Here is a 15360-nt window from a genome sequence, read left to right on the forward strand (position 1 = left end):
CTGGGTCAATTGTTTTTAGGGCTGCTATAACTAATTTTTTGAGCAAGTTCTTTCAGTTGATTTAGCTCAGGTAAAGTGCCATTAAATTCATTCCCGCTATCGTCTATAAAGTTTACTGTGACACTGGGATGATTTACTTTTATGCGCTCTAACAATTCCGTAACCTCCTCTTCACTATAACCCGTGATACGCTCTATAGTGATTGTAGTTAACTTATGACGATATCCTATTTTCATACCCTTGCGTTTACTGGTTTTAACATCACTTTCAGAATACGTTGCTGAGCACGTAACTCAACCTCCATCGCCTGACCTTTCTTTGTTTCAAGCTCCTTGTCGATTCGCACAATTTCCCGCTCTATTCGTTCTCTTAGTTCCATAGCGTTATCGGTTACTCGTTCTTGTAGTTACAAATACGTTCCGCCTGCTCTTTCGTTAAGCTTTTGCCAATCTGTTCAATTGGATTAAGTTTTAATTCAGAAAGATATTCCGGCAATTCATCCGGCACATTCTCACAATTCCAGAACCACCATTGGCTTGCCACGCTCTGCGGTGTTGCGTGTTGGTATGTGATGCCCAAATCACGCATTACGTGCTGTGCATGTTTTAACGGTGCTCCATCTAAACTATATCGCAAATGCATAGCGTTACTCCTTCCTTTGTGATGTTAAATAAAATCCTTTACAAGCCGGACAGTAATAACTACGCTGCGGACGTTTCTTTCTGGCACGTCGCCAAATCGCGTGGAGTTGCGTCTGAGCTTCGCGTTTTGAGTCGTAGGTACGTTTCTCGCACATAGCCTTATCGGTTTGTACCACAATAGGCCAGCGCTCGAACTGCCGCCCGGACTGGGTTGATTGTTTTCTTTATCACACGAACCGACTTCTTGCCCATTAACAAAGGTTTAGTAATACAATGCAGGTCAACTAACCCCTGCGGTATAATCTCGTTACGAGACTGATTAGGCTTATAGTTACTTTCCATAGCTTCCGTCGTTTTCTACCTCATCCTGCGACTCATCGGGCTGGATAAGGAAGTCCGACACCGCCATGAGGTTGTTTTTAATTAGTTCTACCTGCATTTCCGGCTTACCGGTTTCACCCCACTTAAAAAGAGCCCGGCGTTCGTCACCAGTTAAGGGGATAGAATCCACATATTCGGCGATTTCCTTGCCATCCAGCCGCATTTCGGGATATACGTCCGTATCAAAGTCAATAAACAAGTCATCGCCATAAGCTGGACATAGCCAACTGGTAAGCTTCTCAGCTTTTAGGCGAAGGTCAGGCAATACCCCCGCGCGGATGCTATGTTTATTAGCTTCCTCTTCCTGATTACCACCCATTGAACTCCCATCACTAATAGGGAAGACGCTACGCGGGTGGAGGTGCCACAAATGACATAGCTCTTCTTTACTAACTTTATTGGATTCAAGTATATCTAAATCAACGGGCGACAAACCGAGCGTTATTGATCCTAATTCAACGCTATTTCCCGCAATACCGCCACTGCCTGCTTGTTTTAGTTTTTTACGTATATCCTCCGTTGCCTTGGCTCCATCAAAGCCAATCGTGGCCATATCGGCATAGCTCACACCTTTCGGGAAGATGATGGTTCGAGCTGATCGGTTCTGAAACATCTCTGCTTCTGCTTCGATAGCCTGATTTGCCTTTGTGAGTAGCCGCCGGGCTGGGTATAATTTTGACATGCCCCACAAGCCGCCACCTATCCCCAGCGGATCAGGATTAAATCGGCGGAGGTGTAACACATCGGTACCGGGTATACGTATGCTCGAATCGGTGCTATGCACATAGTTGAGGTACCCTGCGGTGGTGGGTGTTTCGCCTACATAGAGCGTATTGGGCAAAACATAGATTTCCCGAACCTGTCCTTTGTTCATACCGGCGGTTAAACGAACACCATACAGTAATGAGTTACCAAAATCCCAATAGACGTTTAGTGCGTAATCAAGCTCCCGCCACGTCTGGGCCGGGTTAGGATTGCGAAGTACCTTCAGTAATGGGTGCTCATCAATTTCCTCCAGTGCTTTGATACGAGCAACAAGTGCCTGCACCTCCATACCTTTCTTACCAAAAAGCTGCCGGTATTGCTGGAGATGTTTTTTACTCTTGACGCGGTAAAGGAGCGGGGGGGCTTCAGCGGAACGGGAGGCTTTCCAGTCCGCTACAGTGAACACGTAATGGTTCTCCATGTAGCCATAGCGAAGCAAGGCAGGATTTTGCGCCGGATAAATCTCCAGAGCATTAAATCCGACTAGTCCGCTCCGATTAATCCCTGTCACGACAGCCGTATTACTGGCGGATGTAGCAGAGGTACGTGCGGGGAGTATGCCGGTAGCCGCTTTATTAAGTGTATCAAGAATGCCCATAGGGGTAGATTGCGAATAAGGTGAGTCCAGCAATTAGATTGAAGCCAAAAGCTCCAGCGAATACCCATTGCCCTTTTTGAGTACTTACATCTTTCTCTTGAAGAGCACGGATAGCGAAGTAGGCTGCAAAAAATGCGTTAAGGGATACGGCGATTATCAGGATAAAAAAGAACATATTACCAGACTTGTTGGGCAATGGGTTTAGGTTTGAGTTCAAAAAATTCGCGAAACATCGCACAGTCCGAATTGTCCGGGCTTCGACCAATCAACTCTTTTACATCTTCTTTAGGGATCACCCGCTTTTTACCATCCTTATCCATATCTTTTTGTTTTACCTGCTCTAACTCTTCAATTAAAGCCTGCTTATCTTCAATAGACATAGCATCCGGGGCAATAAACCACCCGCCCTGATTAGTTCTGTTGGCGAGCCGAAACGAGCATTGTGATTTCAGGTTGTCATAATTCGGCTTTATCCAACCTTCGGGAGAGATTTCTTCTAATGGCGATGAGTTGTTGATAAACCCTTTTACGTGCATCGATTTCGTTTCACGCAAAATATCGATACAGCCCCCACCTACACCGTCTTCATCAATGACAATATTTGATGCTGGCACCGACCAATATTTAGCAAGTCGCTCTATTTCGTTGGCCAGCATTACCATACTCGACTTGGGAAATGAGTATGCTTTTAATAGATGCCAACCCTCCCAAATGAATATCTTGGCATTATCCCCGCCAAAACGAGCAGCATCAACCGTTATAAACCGTTGCCCTTTGGGTGCATGTTTATTACTCCACAAATCAATAATCTTATCGTATTGAATTAGCGCAGACGGATCGTCATCATACTCCCAGTTACCATACAATAGCCGTTGTTTTTCATTAGGCGATAGGGTACGATGTAAATTTTCCAGATAGCCCGGCGGTAGTTTTTTGTTGTCCTGCGGTAAAGCCTGAACAAAGCGTCTCCAGGGTTCAAGTTTGGTTTCTTTATTTTTCCGGTAGTACTCTTTGTATAGGTAGTTTTTGGCCGGATTACAGGTCTGTAAAAGCTTTGGCGCTAAGCTATATACGTCATTCTTCCACCGCCCAATCGATGCAGATAAGTTATTTTTGGCGCTCTCTTTAAACTCCCCCGCTTCTTCAATCCAGCCACGCGTCATCTGCATGGAGCCAAACCGGGCATAAAGCGGATCGGAGGGTAAAAATTTCGCATCCAACAAATACACACGGCTTTTATTGTAAAGTGTGTAATAGTTGTCTTGTCCGTTATAAACGTAATACTCAGACCCTAAATCCCAGTGATTAAATACTTCATGAATCGAGGGGATAGTGAATTTACGAATATTGGTTAGTGAGTCTCTGGCAATAAAATAAAACGTCTCAGGATAGGTCAACGCATCACCAAATATGAGACTACACCCCAAATAGGATTTACCAGAACCTTTACTGCCGCCGTACACAATATCAGTAACCGATGAGTCTTGCCAGTGTTGGCAGACCTCCAGTTGTTTACTATTGCCGTATACGTCGAACTGAAGTTCCATTCGCTATTGGGGTTTGTCACTTGATACAACCCTCATCCCAGTGATCTGCTCAATGGATAACTTGCCGGAATGCTCTTTTTTGTCTGCCAATCCCAGATCACGAGCGATAAGATTAGGGTTAAATGCACCCACAGCTGCCCCTTCGAATTTCTGCGTGTAGATAACCTCTTCTATGCGTATTATGACCGCTAAAAAATCTTCAGATGCGCTAGAAGCCTTAAATGTGCGCCAGAACTGTTCACTTGCGTCACAGTACAAACACAGTCCTTTTAAAGTATATGGCCTAGCAGTCGGCAATTCGGCAATAACATGCATCTTAACAAAATTGCCATCCTTGTCATATTCAGCAGAAGGTTTCTTTAGCTGCTCAACTTTAATCCAAGGGTTATCGTCACACCATTGAAAGTATTCACAAGCAGCCTCCCAAAGCTTTTCCGGAGTTTCGAAAAGCTTATCTCGACCATGCTCGGACCTGAGTTTCCAAAATTGATTTCCTGCTGGTGCTGCCACTTACTTTGTATAGCAAAGTTATTTCAATAACAAAGTAAAGCTATCGAAAAAATCCCCACGTGTCAAGTAGGGGTGCTTATTGTACCGTTACAATTACTCGTTGTACCTCATCATCTACCGCTTCTGTTCGATATGTGTAAGGCACATTCACACTGTCTAGTTCGGATAGAAATTCATCCATCCGATCCAAAGGCACGGAATAGAACACAATTTGCGGGTTGTCGTGATGGCCAAGTTTAAAGCCTGTGTTTGGATCAGGATTGTTATCGTACTCTTCATGCAAATCGAGAGCTTTACCAAGGAGCGTTTCGAATGGACTCATGGCTGTATCGTTACAAACTCCTCATCAATACTGCCCGGAACGTAGACGCCGATGGATTGGAGGTAGGGAATGATTGTCCCGGCTTCTATTGCGGCAGACTGATCCCCATAATCACAGGACGCCCATACATTAAAACCACTATAATGTGGCCCGGCTTCAATACGAACGCTTAAATCATTTCTCGATAACCAATATATACCAGCTATTGTATCTCGTTCAACTCTAAGGCATTCATGCCCAGAAAATAAATGTCCAAATACCTGATGCCATTCCTCATTCGTCAAGCTACTGATCGGGCGGAGGTGAAGTTTGAGGTTGCGTATGAACCCCTCGACTTGCAGATTGTGAAGCATGGTGGCACCAATAAAACCTAGCTTATTTAAATAGGCCAGCGTGTGTTGCCCGGTATCTTCGCGCTCATAACTACACTTAGCTCCCCAATAAGCCGCAATATCCCGAATCTGTTTATCTGTCATAGCTTATTGCTTGTAGGTCTGAGAATAACTTAACATATCGCCTAATTCAATAACAGGCTCGTTTAACTCAAACAGCAGCTTTTCATCTGGCGTACCATGATCTAAGCAGTACCGCTGCGGATACCGTTTCCCTTGCTCTTGTACAATTGAAAGTCGGTGAGCATAGTTGGCAGCATTCGCCCGATTAAACTCTGGGATGTGTTTCTGAACAGAAGTAAGTATCAGTTCGTCTAACTGAACGGATAGGTTGTCGGTCATTTGGTTTGCAACATCTTCCACCCCAAACACCTCGTTAAACTCCCTTATCTGCGTCTCCAACTCGTCCTGCGTGGGCTGTGTTCGTGTCTTCATTCACCTTTACTTTAGCTATAATAGTCGAGGGATACCCGGACTCTTCAATAATTTCGGTAACTGTATAACCTAATGCTTCAAACGCATCACGCCAGTCTAGCGATATAATCGAATCCTGTAGCTTATAGCTTCCATAGCGACGAACAACACGGGCATACACCTCAAATTCGTGATCAATTTCTTGCTGTCGCCAATCTGGTATCTCTCGATCTTCATTTAGGCGGTCACGAACCATTAATAATACAGACTTCGGTAAAGTCATAGGTAGTTTTTTTTTAAGTAATACGCTTTTGCAATTATCAAAATATATGTGGGCATGGGTTAGGTGAGTAACAAATGAATTATTGCGCAATGTTCATATAGCTCTCTAGCTTCGTAATAAGCTAAAAGGCGCTTCTTTTGCGACTCATCCATATCAGCGCAAAATTCAATCAGGCTGTCGGGTGATAAGGAAGTTAAAAGCCAGCTCATCGTTTTGCCTGTTGTTTCAAGCAGGTTAGAAACTTCAGCAACACCTCTACTTAGCTCGTGCAGAGCTTTTCTAGTACGTTCATCGTTTTTCATAGCTGCAAGATAGCTCATCCCTCAATTAGTTCTTTCTCAATCGCTGCCAGTTCTGCGTATTCAGCAGGCGTTACATCACATTCACGAATAAAGGTAACGCCCTCTACATTCGACACACCATCCATGTACTTTTTAAGCAGGTCACGGTGGTTGATGGGTGGTGATTTCTTTGCTTTATAGATCACTGAAAGGCATACGCCTATAATTGTCGCTATTGATGCCATCATCAACACATAAGCTACGATTAGATGTGTTTCACTTTTCATCCCGCCACCTCCTTTTCAACCGCCCACCCGCGTTGGAGCCAGCCGTTCACATCGATACCGATTTTGTGGAGGTAGTTGTAGAGGGCAAGCGCGTAAATATCAACAGCATAGGCAGGGCCTATCTCGTCTTCGTCACATTCCGCGCCAATCTTGCCATCTATCGTAATATCAAGCGTATAACCATTTGCGCTTAATTCAAGGTAGGTTGAATAGCTTTTGCTCTTCACGGGATACCCCTGCTCCCACCCAAACGCTACCATCATCAGCGCGTACTTTTCCTCCTCCGTCAGACTCTCCAAAGGCCGAAGAATTGGGCGAATATTGCGGGTCGATATACCTAATCTACCTAATGTTGTAATAGTTAAGTCTGCTGTGCGCTCGTGCCAATCGCCATCAAGCGCAAACTCGTACCGTACCGGCTTACCGATAAATCGGCCTAAATCGGCAATCGTGGGTGTGGTTGGGGTCATTTTGCCTTTAGTTCATTTAAGATATCCAGAAGCAAATTAGCGATGTAGCCCAAAAACAAACACAATACGAACATAGATATTGTAACGTACTTAGGCGCATCATGAAGAGCCGTAAGCGATGCTATCGTAATGGCTGGAATTATAGATATGAGTAAATTAAACATCGTTGTCTCGTTCCCCGGTGCGGGGGTGTTAGTTTATCAGTGCAAGCAAATCACTTTCTGAAATCAACACAGAACCTTCTACGAATTCAGAATGTGCCCGTATGTCCTCCCAATACTTAAACAGCTTAAGGCTGGGATAGATATACAGAGCTTTTCCCTGCAATCGTTTTGTAAAGACGTAGCTATTTTCAGGATCAATCTCCCATCCTTCACTTTTCAGCACGCTCTCGATGCGTTCGTACCACTCTTCCATCATCTTCGTTCCTCGTCGTTACCACCCGTTAGGGGCTATTGCTCCTTTATTTGCAAAACAGCTATCTTATCGGAATGCCCAATATCGGCCAACTCTTCAATATCAAACTGACGAAAGGTAATACCCCATTCGCTTTTGGTTTCTTCTGAAAACTTAGCAATCAACCTAAACTCTTCGAGTTGATGCTGCTTGATTAAATCAATAAGTTGCTGACCTGTCATCGTTTAAGCTTTTTTTACTTATTTGGTTGACCTTCGCCTATCCAAATTAAACCATTTATAAACGTGATTTCTGTTACCTCTTCCCCGTCAATGCCTACCACCACTCGCGCATTATCTGGCAAGTTATCGGCTTCTAATAGCGTGATTAATTCACCTTTAGTCATAAAAAAAGAGTGTTTAGTTTAACTTTTTAGGCGTTTCGGACCGATTAATCCAAATCGTCAATCGCTTCCCGATTTGACTAGTTTGTGGACAATCAATAATGATAGTTTCATACGCCCATTTGTCTGGCACTTCAACACAATTCGCCAGCTGTATTTGAACTATGCCCGGCATAGTAGCCCCAGAAGGAGTGTATTCAATCTGGTCCCCTGTTTTTAGGGGCGAATAGGACTTACTATAAAGCGTTAATAAATCTTTCAACCTCGCTCTAAGTCCTTCTGTATGACTCACATACAAAATTTCCTCAGCTTCTAAGTTTTGTTCGTAAAAAATTGCGAAGGATCGGCTCCCATCCAAAAACAGACGGTGGCAAATGTCTCGATATCTGGCAAGTTTCCTCGCTGAAGTCGAGAGAGCGTAGCACTACTCACACATGCATCAACTGCTATTTCCCGCAGGGGCTTTTCACCTATGGCATTTTTTAGCGCTAAGGAAAAAGCAGGGGAGTCAAAGTGACTTGGGGTAGTTAATAATTGTCGTTTTACGTCCGAAAGCCCTTTTGATATTGTTCGAATTTCGCTACCTATATAAGCTGGCAGCCCACCGCGATTTTCCTCAATCCTGGCGTGATAGTCTGCCAATTTTTCTATTACATCAATTACGGACAACAACTGTGCTCTCATAATCGCTTTTTCCTGTTCTATCCGCAGCCTGAACCGGTGCGGAGATGGTTAAAATGTGTCTCCCTTTCGCGCTATCTAACTTATCAGGTAGGAGACATGAAAGGCATCATCCGAAACGGCATAGCCCTAACCTCAGATTCATGGCCCAGCAAGAGGCCCAACCTGTCTGCATCTGTTCTCATTGCCAACAATGCAGAAGTATCTAGTTGTCGCAGCCCCTCGAACAGGGAGGGGGTTAGTTTTGGTAATCTTTATTCTCCATATTTCGAATATCAGACCGTTCGTGAAGCGTCCAGTCATAATTGAACAGGTAGTTATGGCTGTTACCCTGTAGGTTATATCTGTGCTTTGATACAGATATTTTCACGAATGTTCGAACACCTGACGTAGTAATAACGGGCGTTCTATGCATCGTTAGGCTATCAATTCGAATTAATGATTTCTCTGGGAAAGAATATTCATTCTCCGCTTTTGCCTGTGCTTCCATATCCAGCAAGGCCAATGTATCATCCATTCGAACGTCGAAAGTGCCTGAATTGAAAATGGTCGGATGTTTGTCGTACCATAGGTAGTTTACATCATCTGTGCCGAATCCATCACAGTGGTAGCCTGGTCTGTTGCCGATATTGTCAGGCGTCACAAACAATGTTTTGGCAGTCAGGTACAAATAACGTTCACCTATATCATAGGGATAGTTTGAGTAGTGATCGTAAAGCACCTTCTGAACTAACGGATAGTAGAGTTGAAGCCGTTTAGGTATCTCAATTAATCCGCTATCAATCATTTTGATAGGCAAATAGAGATAAAACAACATCTCTTTAGGCTCAATATCGAATATGCCCAGCGATACTGCAGGGCTTGACGTAAAAACCATTTGACTAATCTGCTCATCTTTCATACCACTAATGTATAACGATAGTTAGACTTTTCCTAATATAAATACAACTATTGTTAGACTATTTTTGCATCTTTACCACATGGACGTAAAGGAGTTTTTGCTTACTAATAAAAAGATTAATCAGGCGGAAATTGCCCGTTTGATGTGGCCCAAAAATTCGGGAGCTAAAAGCTATTTGGCGTCTAAGCTTCACAATTCGAACGGGCGAAGCTTTACTAAAAAAGACGCAATACGAGCAAAGGAAGTATTAGATGGGTTAGGTGTCGATTTGTCTGCCATAACCGTTGCTGACTCCTACGAATAACCCTCCACACGAGAAGGCCACACGATCCGGTGCGGCCTTGTTGGTGTTTGCGTAGGATCGCTAGGGAATTATTTTAATATCTAGCTCTTTCAGTACAATCCCATTCTTTTTTGCGCAGTAAGCGACATTCCCTGTGTATTGCCTTACCCCTCGCTCAATGATATCACGTATGGATTCACGAAAGTCAGGGTCGTTCTCATGACTTTTCGCGTAGGTGATATCGTAAGTACGGCCCACTGTGTTGGTGATCTGAGCAACGAAGCTGACGAAATAGTTATCAGCTTCCACGACCTCATCAAGCTCTACGCTTACGTTTTCACATTCTATCTTCATGTTCTTAGTTGTTTTTCCGCCTGGCTAGGAACTGGTAGTGGGTGGCGGAGTGGTGCCCACTACCAGTATTACTGTGGGCTATGTTCTGGATGTTCGATCTATTTCCCTATCTGCAAATCGTCCGGTAATCTTTACGTAATAACGCTCTGTGATGGCAACACTGGAATGCCCCATAAATTTACTAACCGCTTCGAGTCGAAAACCACGTCTTAGAAAAATAGCCCCTGCCGTTTTACGAGCAATTTTAATAGTAAGTCGTTCAGGGAAATTCAGTAATCCCTCGACAGCGAGCATCATATTATTTACCGTATCAGGGTGAGGGGGTTTACCTGTAGGTATATGTTGCAATAGTGCTTTTAGCTCTGGCAACATCGGAATATGACATTCAACTTTTGGCGGCTTACTACGCCGAATAACAACCTTTGGATTGCCTTCTGGCGTAAATCGTTCGTAAGCGGTTCTGTTGAATACGTAGCGTTTAGCATCTGGATAATCAAGTCCTGTTAACATCATTATACCCATCCACCAGCAACTCTCATGCAGGGAAGAGCCAGGTGCGATATCTAACTGAAAGAATCGGTTTACCTCCTCTTCTTCCAGAAAATAAACTTCTTTGTCCTTGTCTCGCGGGAGTTTCAGCCCCGATAATGGATTTTCACTAATTAGCTTAAAATCGATACAGGTTTCCAGGACGTCATCGATTCGGGCTACGTAGCGCGTGGCGGAATCGGCTGCCATGCCCTGTTTCATTAACCAAGTGTGATACATTTTCGCCCAACCTCTCGATAACTGATTCGCCATAAACGTAGGTTCTGAGTCGCCCAGATACTTGATCAGATAATTCAGGCCGTACTCCCATTTTTTGATTGTGTCGGGGGCTAAGGCTTCCGATGTGCCATTCTTGACAGTAAGTGTAATTAAATGCGCTCGGTACGCATCCGCCAGTGTTGGGACTGGATTATGGGGAGCCGTTGGCGCGAACGGATTAAACGTAACAACAGGCACAACGCCAGTCTGAAATTGCCGCTTTATCGTATCACAGGTAGGCTGTGGGCCTTTATTCGTTCGGAATCGATCAACCTGCTGTTTACGGATTTGTAGAATCCGGCTTTCAATATCAGACAGCAACTCTTTGGCTTCGTCAATTTCTTCGCCACGCCCAACGACTTCCTGATTTTTCTGATCCCAGTACGCAACACCCGGTTTTCGTTTCTCTGAACCAGTGGGTAGAGGAGTTAGCCATAGATAGTCGCCATGTTCGGTTACAACTCCCCAAGGTGACCCTTCAGTGCCATCTACCCGGATGTAAACCTGAACAAGGCGAAGTGATCCCTTTGCGCGATCCGTGCGAAGCCGAAACTTGACGCTAATTGACATTTTTTACGTAAAAGCATATTCGTTTATCGTTTTTGCGAACGAAATCATTAATTATTCCTCTTTAATGTTCTTTTAATGCAAGATTTCGTTAACGGTATTCAAACGAGTAAACGGTAGTTTTTTTTGGGACTGAGGGTGGTACCGGATTGTAGGGAGTTGATTTGCAGGTGACTACTGGCCGATAGGGCTTAAAACAAGAAAACCCGCCTTTTCAGGACGGGTTTATACTTGGTAAGTGGCAATCTTGCTCCCGAAGCTGGGCTCGAACCAGCGACCCTCTGATTAACAGTCAGATGCTCTAACCGACTGAGCTATTCGGGAGTGTGTCGATTATTGTGGTGCAAAAGTAATGTAAAACTAAACAACGCGCAAGAGATATTGTAAAAAAATCGTCTGCTAACGAGTTGGGCCTCCAAATGCATCCTGGCCATAATGGGGAACATTCTGAAGAATGAGCTCTTTTATACGACGGGCGTCGCTTTTAGTGAAATTGTTGAGAACAATCTGTGGTCGTGCTCGAGGAATGACACGTATTGTGGCAAAAAATAACCCATTGTCAATCTCTACGCCTGAGATGTCAGAATAAAACACAAAATTATCGGTGCCGCCGATTAATTTTTTCTCCCGAAAGGTAACACCCTTATCATTAAATTCGACTTCGTCACGTCTGATAGGGTCTTTAAAACTACTGCTGCGAAATGTTTCTGCCATGGTTTCTGAACCGGGATTTAGCATTTTAGCCTATAAATCTGCTAAATCCCTGTTATTTTTTAGGTATATAAATTACTTTTTTTGTTTCAAAAAATGCTTCTTCAAAATAGTCGGAAAGTTCGTAAACCCGGTAACGGTCAGAGACTTCGGCTAGTTCTTCCGCCAGATCTCCACCTTTTAGATACAAAACGCCATTGGGGCGGTCGTTGTTACCCGATTTATGTATTTTGTAGCGTACCCAACCCAAAAAAGGTTTTAGGCGGGTAACTGCCCGACTTATCACAAAATCGTAGGTTGTTTTTAACTGCTCAACCCTGATCTGCTCGGCCTTTACATTGGTCAACCCTAGTGCATTGGCAATCTCATTCACTACTTTAATTTTCTTTCCAATACTATCTACCAGATGAAAATCAACTAATGGAAACAAAATGGCTAGCGGAATCCCTGGAAACCCTCCCCCTGTACCTACATCCAGAATTTCGGTACCTGGCTTAAAGGTTACAATCTTGGCAATCCCCAGCGAATGAAGAACATGCTTTTCGTATAGCGCATCAATATCCTGCCGGGATATAACGTTAATTTTAGCATTCCAATCACTATAAAGGCCTTCCAGAGCCGCAAAACGCTCTTTCTGAATATCTGTTAAATCAGGAAAGTATTTTATAATAAGGTCGATATTCATAAAGCCGAGAAATAGACGTAAAGCTGATATTGCTAACAATTAGCGCCAGTATATCCTTTTTTTGGGTCGTGAAAAAAGCGTTCTTAGAGACGCTAGTCCATAATACATAGCTAATAGGAAGTCGATGAATGGCATACTGATCCAATGGATGGTATGGGCCAGACGATAACCAATACGTCCAACAATTCCCCAAAAAAACAGTAATCGTAATATAAAGGTACCAGCACTGATCTGCAAAAATAACCATTCATTCAGGGAGAAAGAAATCGCCCGTAGTTCGTGATATAAAACAACTCCTCCAACGCCTAGCGCGATGAGCCATGTCAGTACGTGTGAGCTAATTAATAACCCTAACCGGAATTTATGGCCAGATTGATAATATCGGCCAACATGCAGGTGACGACGTTTTTGGCGACGCCATTCCGACCAGCTTGTTTTAGGCTCCGACCACATAAAGGTATCTGGATGTAAGCAAATCGCAGTATTTCGACCTGTCGCTACTTCATTGATAAATAAATCGTCGTCGCCACCTACTACGTTCATGTGCGTATAGAACCCTTTGTTCTCAAAAAACAAGTTTGTTCTATAGCTTAAATTTCGACCGACACCCATGTAAGGACGCCTTGCCAATGCCAGCGAAAAGTACTGGACGGCCGTAAATAAGGTTTCGGAACGAATCAATAAATTCAAAAAACCAGAGCGATACGTATAGGGCGAGAAGCCTAACGTAATGGCTTTCGTACCTTCGGCTAATGGAGAAACCATTCCCGAAATCCAGTCGGTTGAAGCTGGACGGCAATCGGCATCAGTCAATAAAACAAGGGGGTAAGCCGCTTTTTTGAGAGCAATCGTCAGTGCGTATTTTTTGGGAGTTATATGTTCATGCTCCTTGTCGATACGTATGTATCGAACATGACGAAGGGGCTGAATTGCCTGTTCAAGAAAAAACTGGGTGCCGTCCGAAGAACGATCGTCCATCACGATTACTTCAAACACCGGGTAATTCTGAGCATCTAATAACGGAAGTAGTTCGATTAGATTCTGAAGCTCGTTACGAGCGCAAACAACAACTGTAACGCCCAACGTATTTTCCTGAACCAACGTAGCATCAGCAACATTGATGTCGGGTTGCCGGTAAAAGGCCGTTCGGGAGTAAATAAATAAAATATAGACAAGCTGAATACTGACTACGATTAGCCAGATTATCAGTAACGTAGTGATCACGGATCGGAAAGGTTTACTCGCTAATGCGCTGATTTTGGTTGAAAAAGCAAAGATAGCTAAGAAAGGAGCAACCGACGAAGAAACAACAACTACGTAGCAGCACAGATCGACACTTTTTTCTCGCTCCTCTCATTCCTGCCTATCTTTGTAGTATGACATTTTCGATCACTGCTCACGATGCGCAGTCGAAGGCCCGTACGGGCGTCCTGACAACTGACCATGGGCCAATTCAAACGCCAATTTTTATGCCCGTCGGTACGGCAGGAACGGTGAAAGCAGTTCACCAGCGCGAACTCGAAACCGATATCAATGCCGAAATTATTCTCGGCAATACGTATCACCTGTATCTACGCCCCGGACTCGATATACTACGTCAGGCGGGCGGATTGCATGGATTCAATGGCTGGCGCAGGCCAATTCTAACCGATTCGGGCGGATATCAGGTGTATTCGCTGTCGGATACGCGAAAGATTAAAGAAGAAGGTGTTACGTTCAAATCACATATCGACGGGTCAAAACACATCTTTACGCCGGAAGGTGTGATGGATATTCAGCGGGTGATTGGTGCCGATATTATTATGGCCTTCGATGAATGCACGCCCTATCCGTGTGAGTATGGATACGCACGTCGATCAATGGAAATGACCCACCGCTGGCTCGACCGCTGCCTTACCCGATTTGATGAAACCGAAGGGCACTACGGTTATAAGCAAACTTTATTTCCAATTGTGCAGGGGAGTACATACGCCGATTTACGTCGACAGTCAGCCGAATACATTGCCAGCAAAGAACGTGAGGGCAATGCAATTGGTGGATTGGCTGTTGGCGAACCGGCCGAAGAGATGTATACAACCATTGAACTTGTTAATGGAATTCTGCCCGCCGATAAACCGCGTTATTTGATGGGGGTTGGTACGCCCGCTAACATTCTGGAAGCCATTGCTCTAGGTGTTGATATGTTCGACTGTGTGATGCCAACACGAAATGCACGTCACGGTATTTTGTTCACGACAGAGGGGGTTATCAATATAAAAAACGAAAAATGGAGCCGCGATTTTAGTCCCATAGATACTAATCTGGGCGGATATGCCAGTACGTTCTATTCAAAAGCATATCTCCGGCATTTATTTAAGGCAGAAGAAATTTTGGGAGGCCAGGTGGCAAGTGTTCATAATCTCACATTTTATCTATGGCTCGTTCGGCAGGCGAGGGCTCATATTGAAGCTGGTGATTTTGTTTCCTGGAAAAATGAGATGGTTGTCAGATTGATGCAACGATTATAGCAATAGTACAAAAACTACTGCTAAGAAGCGCCAAAAGTCTCCTAAATATACAATAAGGAGACTTTTGGCGCTTCTTTTCGTCTTAGGTAAGTCAGATGTATATAGAAGTGACATATTATAGTCGACAGCCAAATGTAACTTACTAAAGAGGAAGTGTCTTTATACACAAAAAAA

The 15360-nt window shown here is 44.0% G+C and carries 26 protein-coding genes and 1 tRNA gene; 2 read left to right on the plus strand and 25 right to left on the minus strand.

Annotated features, from left to right (window positions below):
* Positions 1-5: 5 nt before the first annotated feature.
* The 19 genes from ACYVD4_RS29290 to ACYVD4_RS29380 all read right to left on the minus strand — a co-directional run bounded on the left by ACYVD4_RS29290 (position 6) and on the right by ACYVD4_RS29380 (position 9272).
* The gene (locus tag ACYVD4_RS29290) at positions 6-236 is read right to left on the minus strand and encodes a hypothetical protein (RefSeq protein WP_460951695.1); all 231 of its coding nucleotides are present in this window, start codon (positions 234-236) and stop codon (positions 6-8) included.
* Positions 233-379 (minus strand): hypothetical protein, encoded by a 147-nt coding sequence (locus tag ACYVD4_RS29295; RefSeq protein WP_460951696.1) that lies wholly within the window; start codon positions 377-379, stop codon positions 233-235. Before ACYVD4_RS29295 ends, ACYVD4_RS29290 begins: the two co-directional genes overlap by 4 nt.
* An 11-nt stretch (positions 380-390) precedes the next feature.
* Entirely contained in the window at positions 391-642 is a 252-nt protein-coding gene (locus tag ACYVD4_RS29300; RefSeq protein ID WP_460951697.1) for a hypothetical protein, read from the minus strand.
* Between the two features lie 158 nt (positions 643-800).
* Positions 801-983, minus strand: a complete 183-nt coding sequence (locus ACYVD4_RS29305) for a hypothetical protein (protein ID WP_460951699.1) — start codon at positions 981-983, stop codon at positions 801-803.
* Positions 973-2385, minus strand: a complete 1413-nt coding sequence (locus ACYVD4_RS29310) for a phage portal protein (RefSeq protein WP_460951701.1) — start codon at positions 2383-2385, stop codon at positions 973-975. Before ACYVD4_RS29310 ends, ACYVD4_RS29305 begins: the two co-directional genes overlap by 11 nt.
* 176 nt (positions 2386-2561) lie before the next feature.
* Complete coding sequence (locus tag ACYVD4_RS29315; protein ID WP_460951703.1) at positions 2562-3932, minus strand: terminase large subunit domain-containing protein; 1371 nt, start codon at positions 3930-3932, stop codon at positions 2562-2564.
* A 3-nt stretch (positions 3933-3935) separates the two neighbouring features.
* On the minus strand, positions 3936-4442 hold the full coding sequence (locus ACYVD4_RS29320) for a DNA-packaging protein (protein WP_460951704.1): 507 nt from the start codon (positions 4440-4442) through the stop codon (positions 3936-3938).
* A gap of 76 nt (positions 4443-4518) precedes the next feature.
* Positions 4519-4764 (minus strand): hypothetical protein, encoded by a 246-nt coding sequence (locus ACYVD4_RS29325; RefSeq protein ID WP_460951705.1) that lies wholly within the window; start codon positions 4762-4764, stop codon positions 4519-4521.
* On the minus strand, positions 4761-5240 hold the full coding sequence (locus tag ACYVD4_RS29330) for a hypothetical protein (RefSeq protein WP_460951707.1): 480 nt from the start codon (positions 5238-5240) through the stop codon (positions 4761-4763). Before ACYVD4_RS29330 ends, ACYVD4_RS29325 begins: the two co-directional genes overlap by 4 nt.
* A 3-nt stretch (positions 5241-5243) precedes the next feature.
* Complete coding sequence (locus ACYVD4_RS29335) at positions 5244-5591, minus strand: hypothetical protein (RefSeq protein WP_460951709.1); 348 nt, start codon at positions 5589-5591, stop codon at positions 5244-5246.
* A complete protein-coding gene (locus ACYVD4_RS29340; protein WP_460951711.1) occupies positions 5533-5853 on the minus strand; it encodes a hypothetical protein in 321 nt (106 codons plus the stop codon). Before ACYVD4_RS29340 ends, ACYVD4_RS29335 begins: the two co-directional genes overlap by 59 nt.
* Before the next feature lie 59 nt (positions 5854-5912).
* Positions 5913-6155, minus strand: a complete 243-nt coding sequence (locus ACYVD4_RS29345; protein WP_460951712.1) for a hypothetical protein — start codon at positions 6153-6155, stop codon at positions 5913-5915.
* Positions 6156-6169: 14 nt separating this feature from the next.
* A complete protein-coding gene (locus ACYVD4_RS29350) occupies positions 6170-6421 on the minus strand; it encodes a hypothetical protein (RefSeq protein WP_460951714.1) in 252 nt (83 codons plus the stop codon).
* Positions 6418-6891: a hypothetical protein gene (locus ACYVD4_RS29355; RefSeq protein ID WP_460951716.1), complete on the minus strand. Its 474-nt coding sequence runs from the start codon at positions 6889-6891 to the stop codon at positions 6418-6420. Before ACYVD4_RS29355 ends, ACYVD4_RS29350 begins: the two co-directional genes overlap by 4 nt.
* Before the next feature lie 192 nt (positions 6892-7083).
* Entirely contained in the window at positions 7084-7311 is a 228-nt protein-coding gene (locus ACYVD4_RS29360; protein ID WP_460951717.1) for a hypothetical protein, read from the minus strand.
* Positions 7312-7343: 32 nt separating this feature from the next.
* Entirely contained in the window at positions 7344-7529 is a 186-nt protein-coding gene (locus tag ACYVD4_RS29365; protein WP_460951719.1) for a hypothetical protein, read from the minus strand.
* 14 nt (positions 7530-7543) lie between these two features.
* A complete protein-coding gene (locus ACYVD4_RS29370) occupies positions 7544-7693 on the minus strand; it encodes a hypothetical protein (RefSeq protein ID WP_460951720.1) in 150 nt (49 codons plus the stop codon).
* Between the two features lie 309 nt (positions 7694-8002).
* Complete coding sequence (locus ACYVD4_RS29375; protein ID WP_460951722.1) at positions 8003-8374, minus strand: hypothetical protein; 372 nt, start codon at positions 8372-8374, stop codon at positions 8003-8005.
* 235 nt (positions 8375-8609) lie between these two features.
* A complete protein-coding gene (locus ACYVD4_RS29380) occupies positions 8610-9272 on the minus strand; it encodes a hypothetical protein (protein WP_460951724.1) in 663 nt (220 codons plus the stop codon).
* A gap of 79 nt (positions 9273-9351) precedes the next feature.
* On the opposite strand from ACYVD4_RS29380, the gene ACYVD4_RS29385 reads away from it, so the two are divergent.
* Complete coding sequence (locus ACYVD4_RS29385) at positions 9352-9576, plus strand: hypothetical protein (RefSeq protein ID WP_460951726.1); 225 nt, start codon at positions 9352-9354, stop codon at positions 9574-9576.
* A 60-nt stretch (positions 9577-9636) separates the two neighbouring features.
* Here ACYVD4_RS29385 and ACYVD4_RS29390 read toward each other — a convergent pair whose 3' ends face one another.
* The 6 genes from ACYVD4_RS29390 to ACYVD4_RS29415 all read right to left on the minus strand — a co-directional run bounded on the left by ACYVD4_RS29390 (position 9637) and on the right by ACYVD4_RS29415 (position 13903).
* Positions 9637-9909: a hypothetical protein gene (locus ACYVD4_RS29390; RefSeq protein WP_460951727.1), complete on the minus strand. Its 273-nt coding sequence runs from the start codon at positions 9907-9909 to the stop codon at positions 9637-9639.
* Between the two features lie 78 nt (positions 9910-9987).
* Positions 9988-11286: a tyrosine-type recombinase/integrase gene (locus ACYVD4_RS29395; protein ID WP_460951728.1), complete on the minus strand. Its 1299-nt coding sequence runs from the start codon at positions 11284-11286 to the stop codon at positions 9988-9990.
* Positions 11287-11533: 247 nt separating this feature from the next.
* Positions 11534-11607: transfer RNA gene (locus ACYVD4_RS29400), tRNA-Asn, on the minus strand.
* A gap of 75 nt (positions 11608-11682) precedes the next feature.
* On the minus strand, positions 11683-11997 hold the full coding sequence (locus tag ACYVD4_RS29405; protein ID WP_460951729.1) for a hypothetical protein: 315 nt from the start codon (positions 11995-11997) through the stop codon (positions 11683-11685).
* A gap of 52 nt (positions 11998-12049) precedes the next feature.
* Positions 12050-12679 carry a 16S rRNA (guanine(527)-N(7))-methyltransferase RsmG gene (gene rsmG, locus ACYVD4_RS29410; RefSeq protein ID WP_460951731.1) on the minus strand — a complete coding sequence of 210 codons (630 nt, stop codon included), beginning with the start codon at positions 12677-12679 and terminating at the stop codon, positions 12050-12052.
* Positions 12680-12718: 39 nt separating this feature from the next.
* Complete coding sequence (locus tag ACYVD4_RS29415) at positions 12719-13903, minus strand: glycosyltransferase (protein ID WP_460951733.1); 1185 nt, start codon at positions 13901-13903, stop codon at positions 12719-12721.
* A 152-nt stretch (positions 13904-14055) separates the two neighbouring features.
* Between ACYVD4_RS29415 and tgt the strand changes: the two genes are divergently transcribed.
* Positions 14056-15186, plus strand: coding sequence for a tRNA guanosine(34) transglycosylase Tgt (gene tgt, locus ACYVD4_RS29420; protein WP_460951735.1), 1131 nt, complete (start codon positions 14056-14058; stop codon positions 15184-15186).
* Positions 15187-15360: the final 174 nt, after the last annotated feature.

This window comes from Spirosoma daeguense (genome assembly GCF_054776875.1).

Excerpts from the sequence above, each read along its gene's own strand:
- ACYVD4_RS29290 (WP_460951695.1), bottom strand. The coding sequence starts at position 236 with ATGAAAATAGGATATCGTCATAAGTTAACTACAATCACTATAGAGCGT.
- ACYVD4_RS29295 (WP_460951696.1), bottom strand. The coding sequence starts at position 379 with ATGGAACTAAGAGAACGAATAGAGCGGGAAATTGTGCGAATCGACAAG.
- ACYVD4_RS29300 (WP_460951697.1), bottom strand. The coding sequence starts at position 642 with ATGCATTTGCGATATAGTTTAGATGGAGCACCGTTAAAACATGCACAG.
- ACYVD4_RS29305 (WP_460951699.1), bottom strand. The coding sequence starts at position 983 with ATGGAAAGTAACTATAAGCCTAATCAGTCTCGTAACGAGATTATACCG.
- ACYVD4_RS29310 (WP_460951701.1), bottom strand. The coding sequence starts at position 2,385 with ATGGGCATTCTTGATACACTTAATAAAGCGGCTACCGGCATACTCCCC.
- ACYVD4_RS29315 (WP_460951703.1), bottom strand. The coding sequence starts at position 3,932 with ATGGAACTTCAGTTCGACGTATACGGCAATAGTAAACAACTGGAGGTC.
- ACYVD4_RS29325 (WP_460951705.1), bottom strand. The coding sequence starts at position 4,764 with ATGAGTCCATTCGAAACGCTCCTTGGTAAAGCTCTCGATTTGCATGAA.
- ACYVD4_RS29330 (WP_460951707.1), bottom strand. The coding sequence starts at position 5,240 with ATGACAGATAAACAGATTCGGGATATTGCGGCTTATTGGGGAGCTAAG.
- ACYVD4_RS29335 (WP_460951709.1), bottom strand. The coding sequence starts at position 5,591 with ATGAAGACACGAACACAGCCCACGCAGGACGAGTTGGAGACGCAGATA.
- ACYVD4_RS29340 (WP_460951711.1), bottom strand. The coding sequence starts at position 5,853 with ATGACTTTACCGAAGTCTGTATTATTAATGGTTCGTGACCGCCTAAAT.
- ACYVD4_RS29345 (WP_460951712.1), bottom strand. The coding sequence starts at position 6,155 with ATGAAAAACGATGAACGTACTAGAAAAGCTCTGCACGAGCTAAGTAGA.
- ACYVD4_RS29350 (WP_460951714.1), bottom strand. The coding sequence starts at position 6,421 with ATGAAAAGTGAAACACATCTAATCGTAGCTTATGTGTTGATGATGGCA.
- ACYVD4_RS29355 (WP_460951716.1), bottom strand. The coding sequence starts at position 6,891 with ATGACCCCAACCACACCCACGATTGCCGATTTAGGCCGATTTATCGGT.
- ACYVD4_RS29360 (WP_460951717.1), bottom strand. The coding sequence starts at position 7,311 with ATGATGGAAGAGTGGTACGAACGCATCGAGAGCGTGCTGAAAAGTGAA.
- ACYVD4_RS29365 (WP_460951719.1), bottom strand. The coding sequence starts at position 7,529 with ATGACAGGTCAGCAACTTATTGATTTAATCAAGCAGCATCAACTCGAA.
- ACYVD4_RS29370 (WP_460951720.1), bottom strand. The coding sequence starts at position 7,693 with ATGACTAAAGGTGAATTAATCACGCTATTAGAAGCCGATAACTTGCCA.
- ACYVD4_RS29375 (WP_460951722.1), bottom strand. The coding sequence starts at position 8,374 with ATGAGAGCACAGTTGTTGTCCGTAATTGATGTAATAGAAAAATTGGCA.
- ACYVD4_RS29380 (WP_460951724.1), bottom strand. The coding sequence starts at position 9,272 with ATGAAAGATGAGCAGATTAGTCAAATGGTTTTTACGTCAAGCCCTGCA.
- ACYVD4_RS29385 (WP_460951726.1), top strand. The coding sequence starts at position 9,352 with ATGGACGTAAAGGAGTTTTTGCTTACTAATAAAAAGATTAATCAGGCG.
- ACYVD4_RS29390 (WP_460951727.1), bottom strand. The coding sequence starts at position 9,909 with ATGAAGATAGAATGTGAAAACGTAAGCGTAGAGCTTGATGAGGTCGTG.
- ACYVD4_RS29395 (WP_460951728.1), bottom strand. The coding sequence starts at position 11,286 with ATGTCAATTAGCGTCAAGTTTCGGCTTCGCACGGATCGCGCAAAGGGA.
- ACYVD4_RS29405 (WP_460951729.1), bottom strand. The coding sequence starts at position 11,997 with ATGGCAGAAACATTTCGCAGCAGTAGTTTTAAAGACCCTATCAGACGT.
- rsmG (WP_460951731.1), bottom strand. The coding sequence starts at position 12,679 with ATGAATATCGACCTTATTATAAAATACTTTCCTGATTTAACAGATATT.
- tgt (WP_460951735.1), top strand. The coding sequence starts at position 14,056 with ATGACATTTTCGATCACTGCTCACGATGCGCAGTCGAAGGCCCGTACG.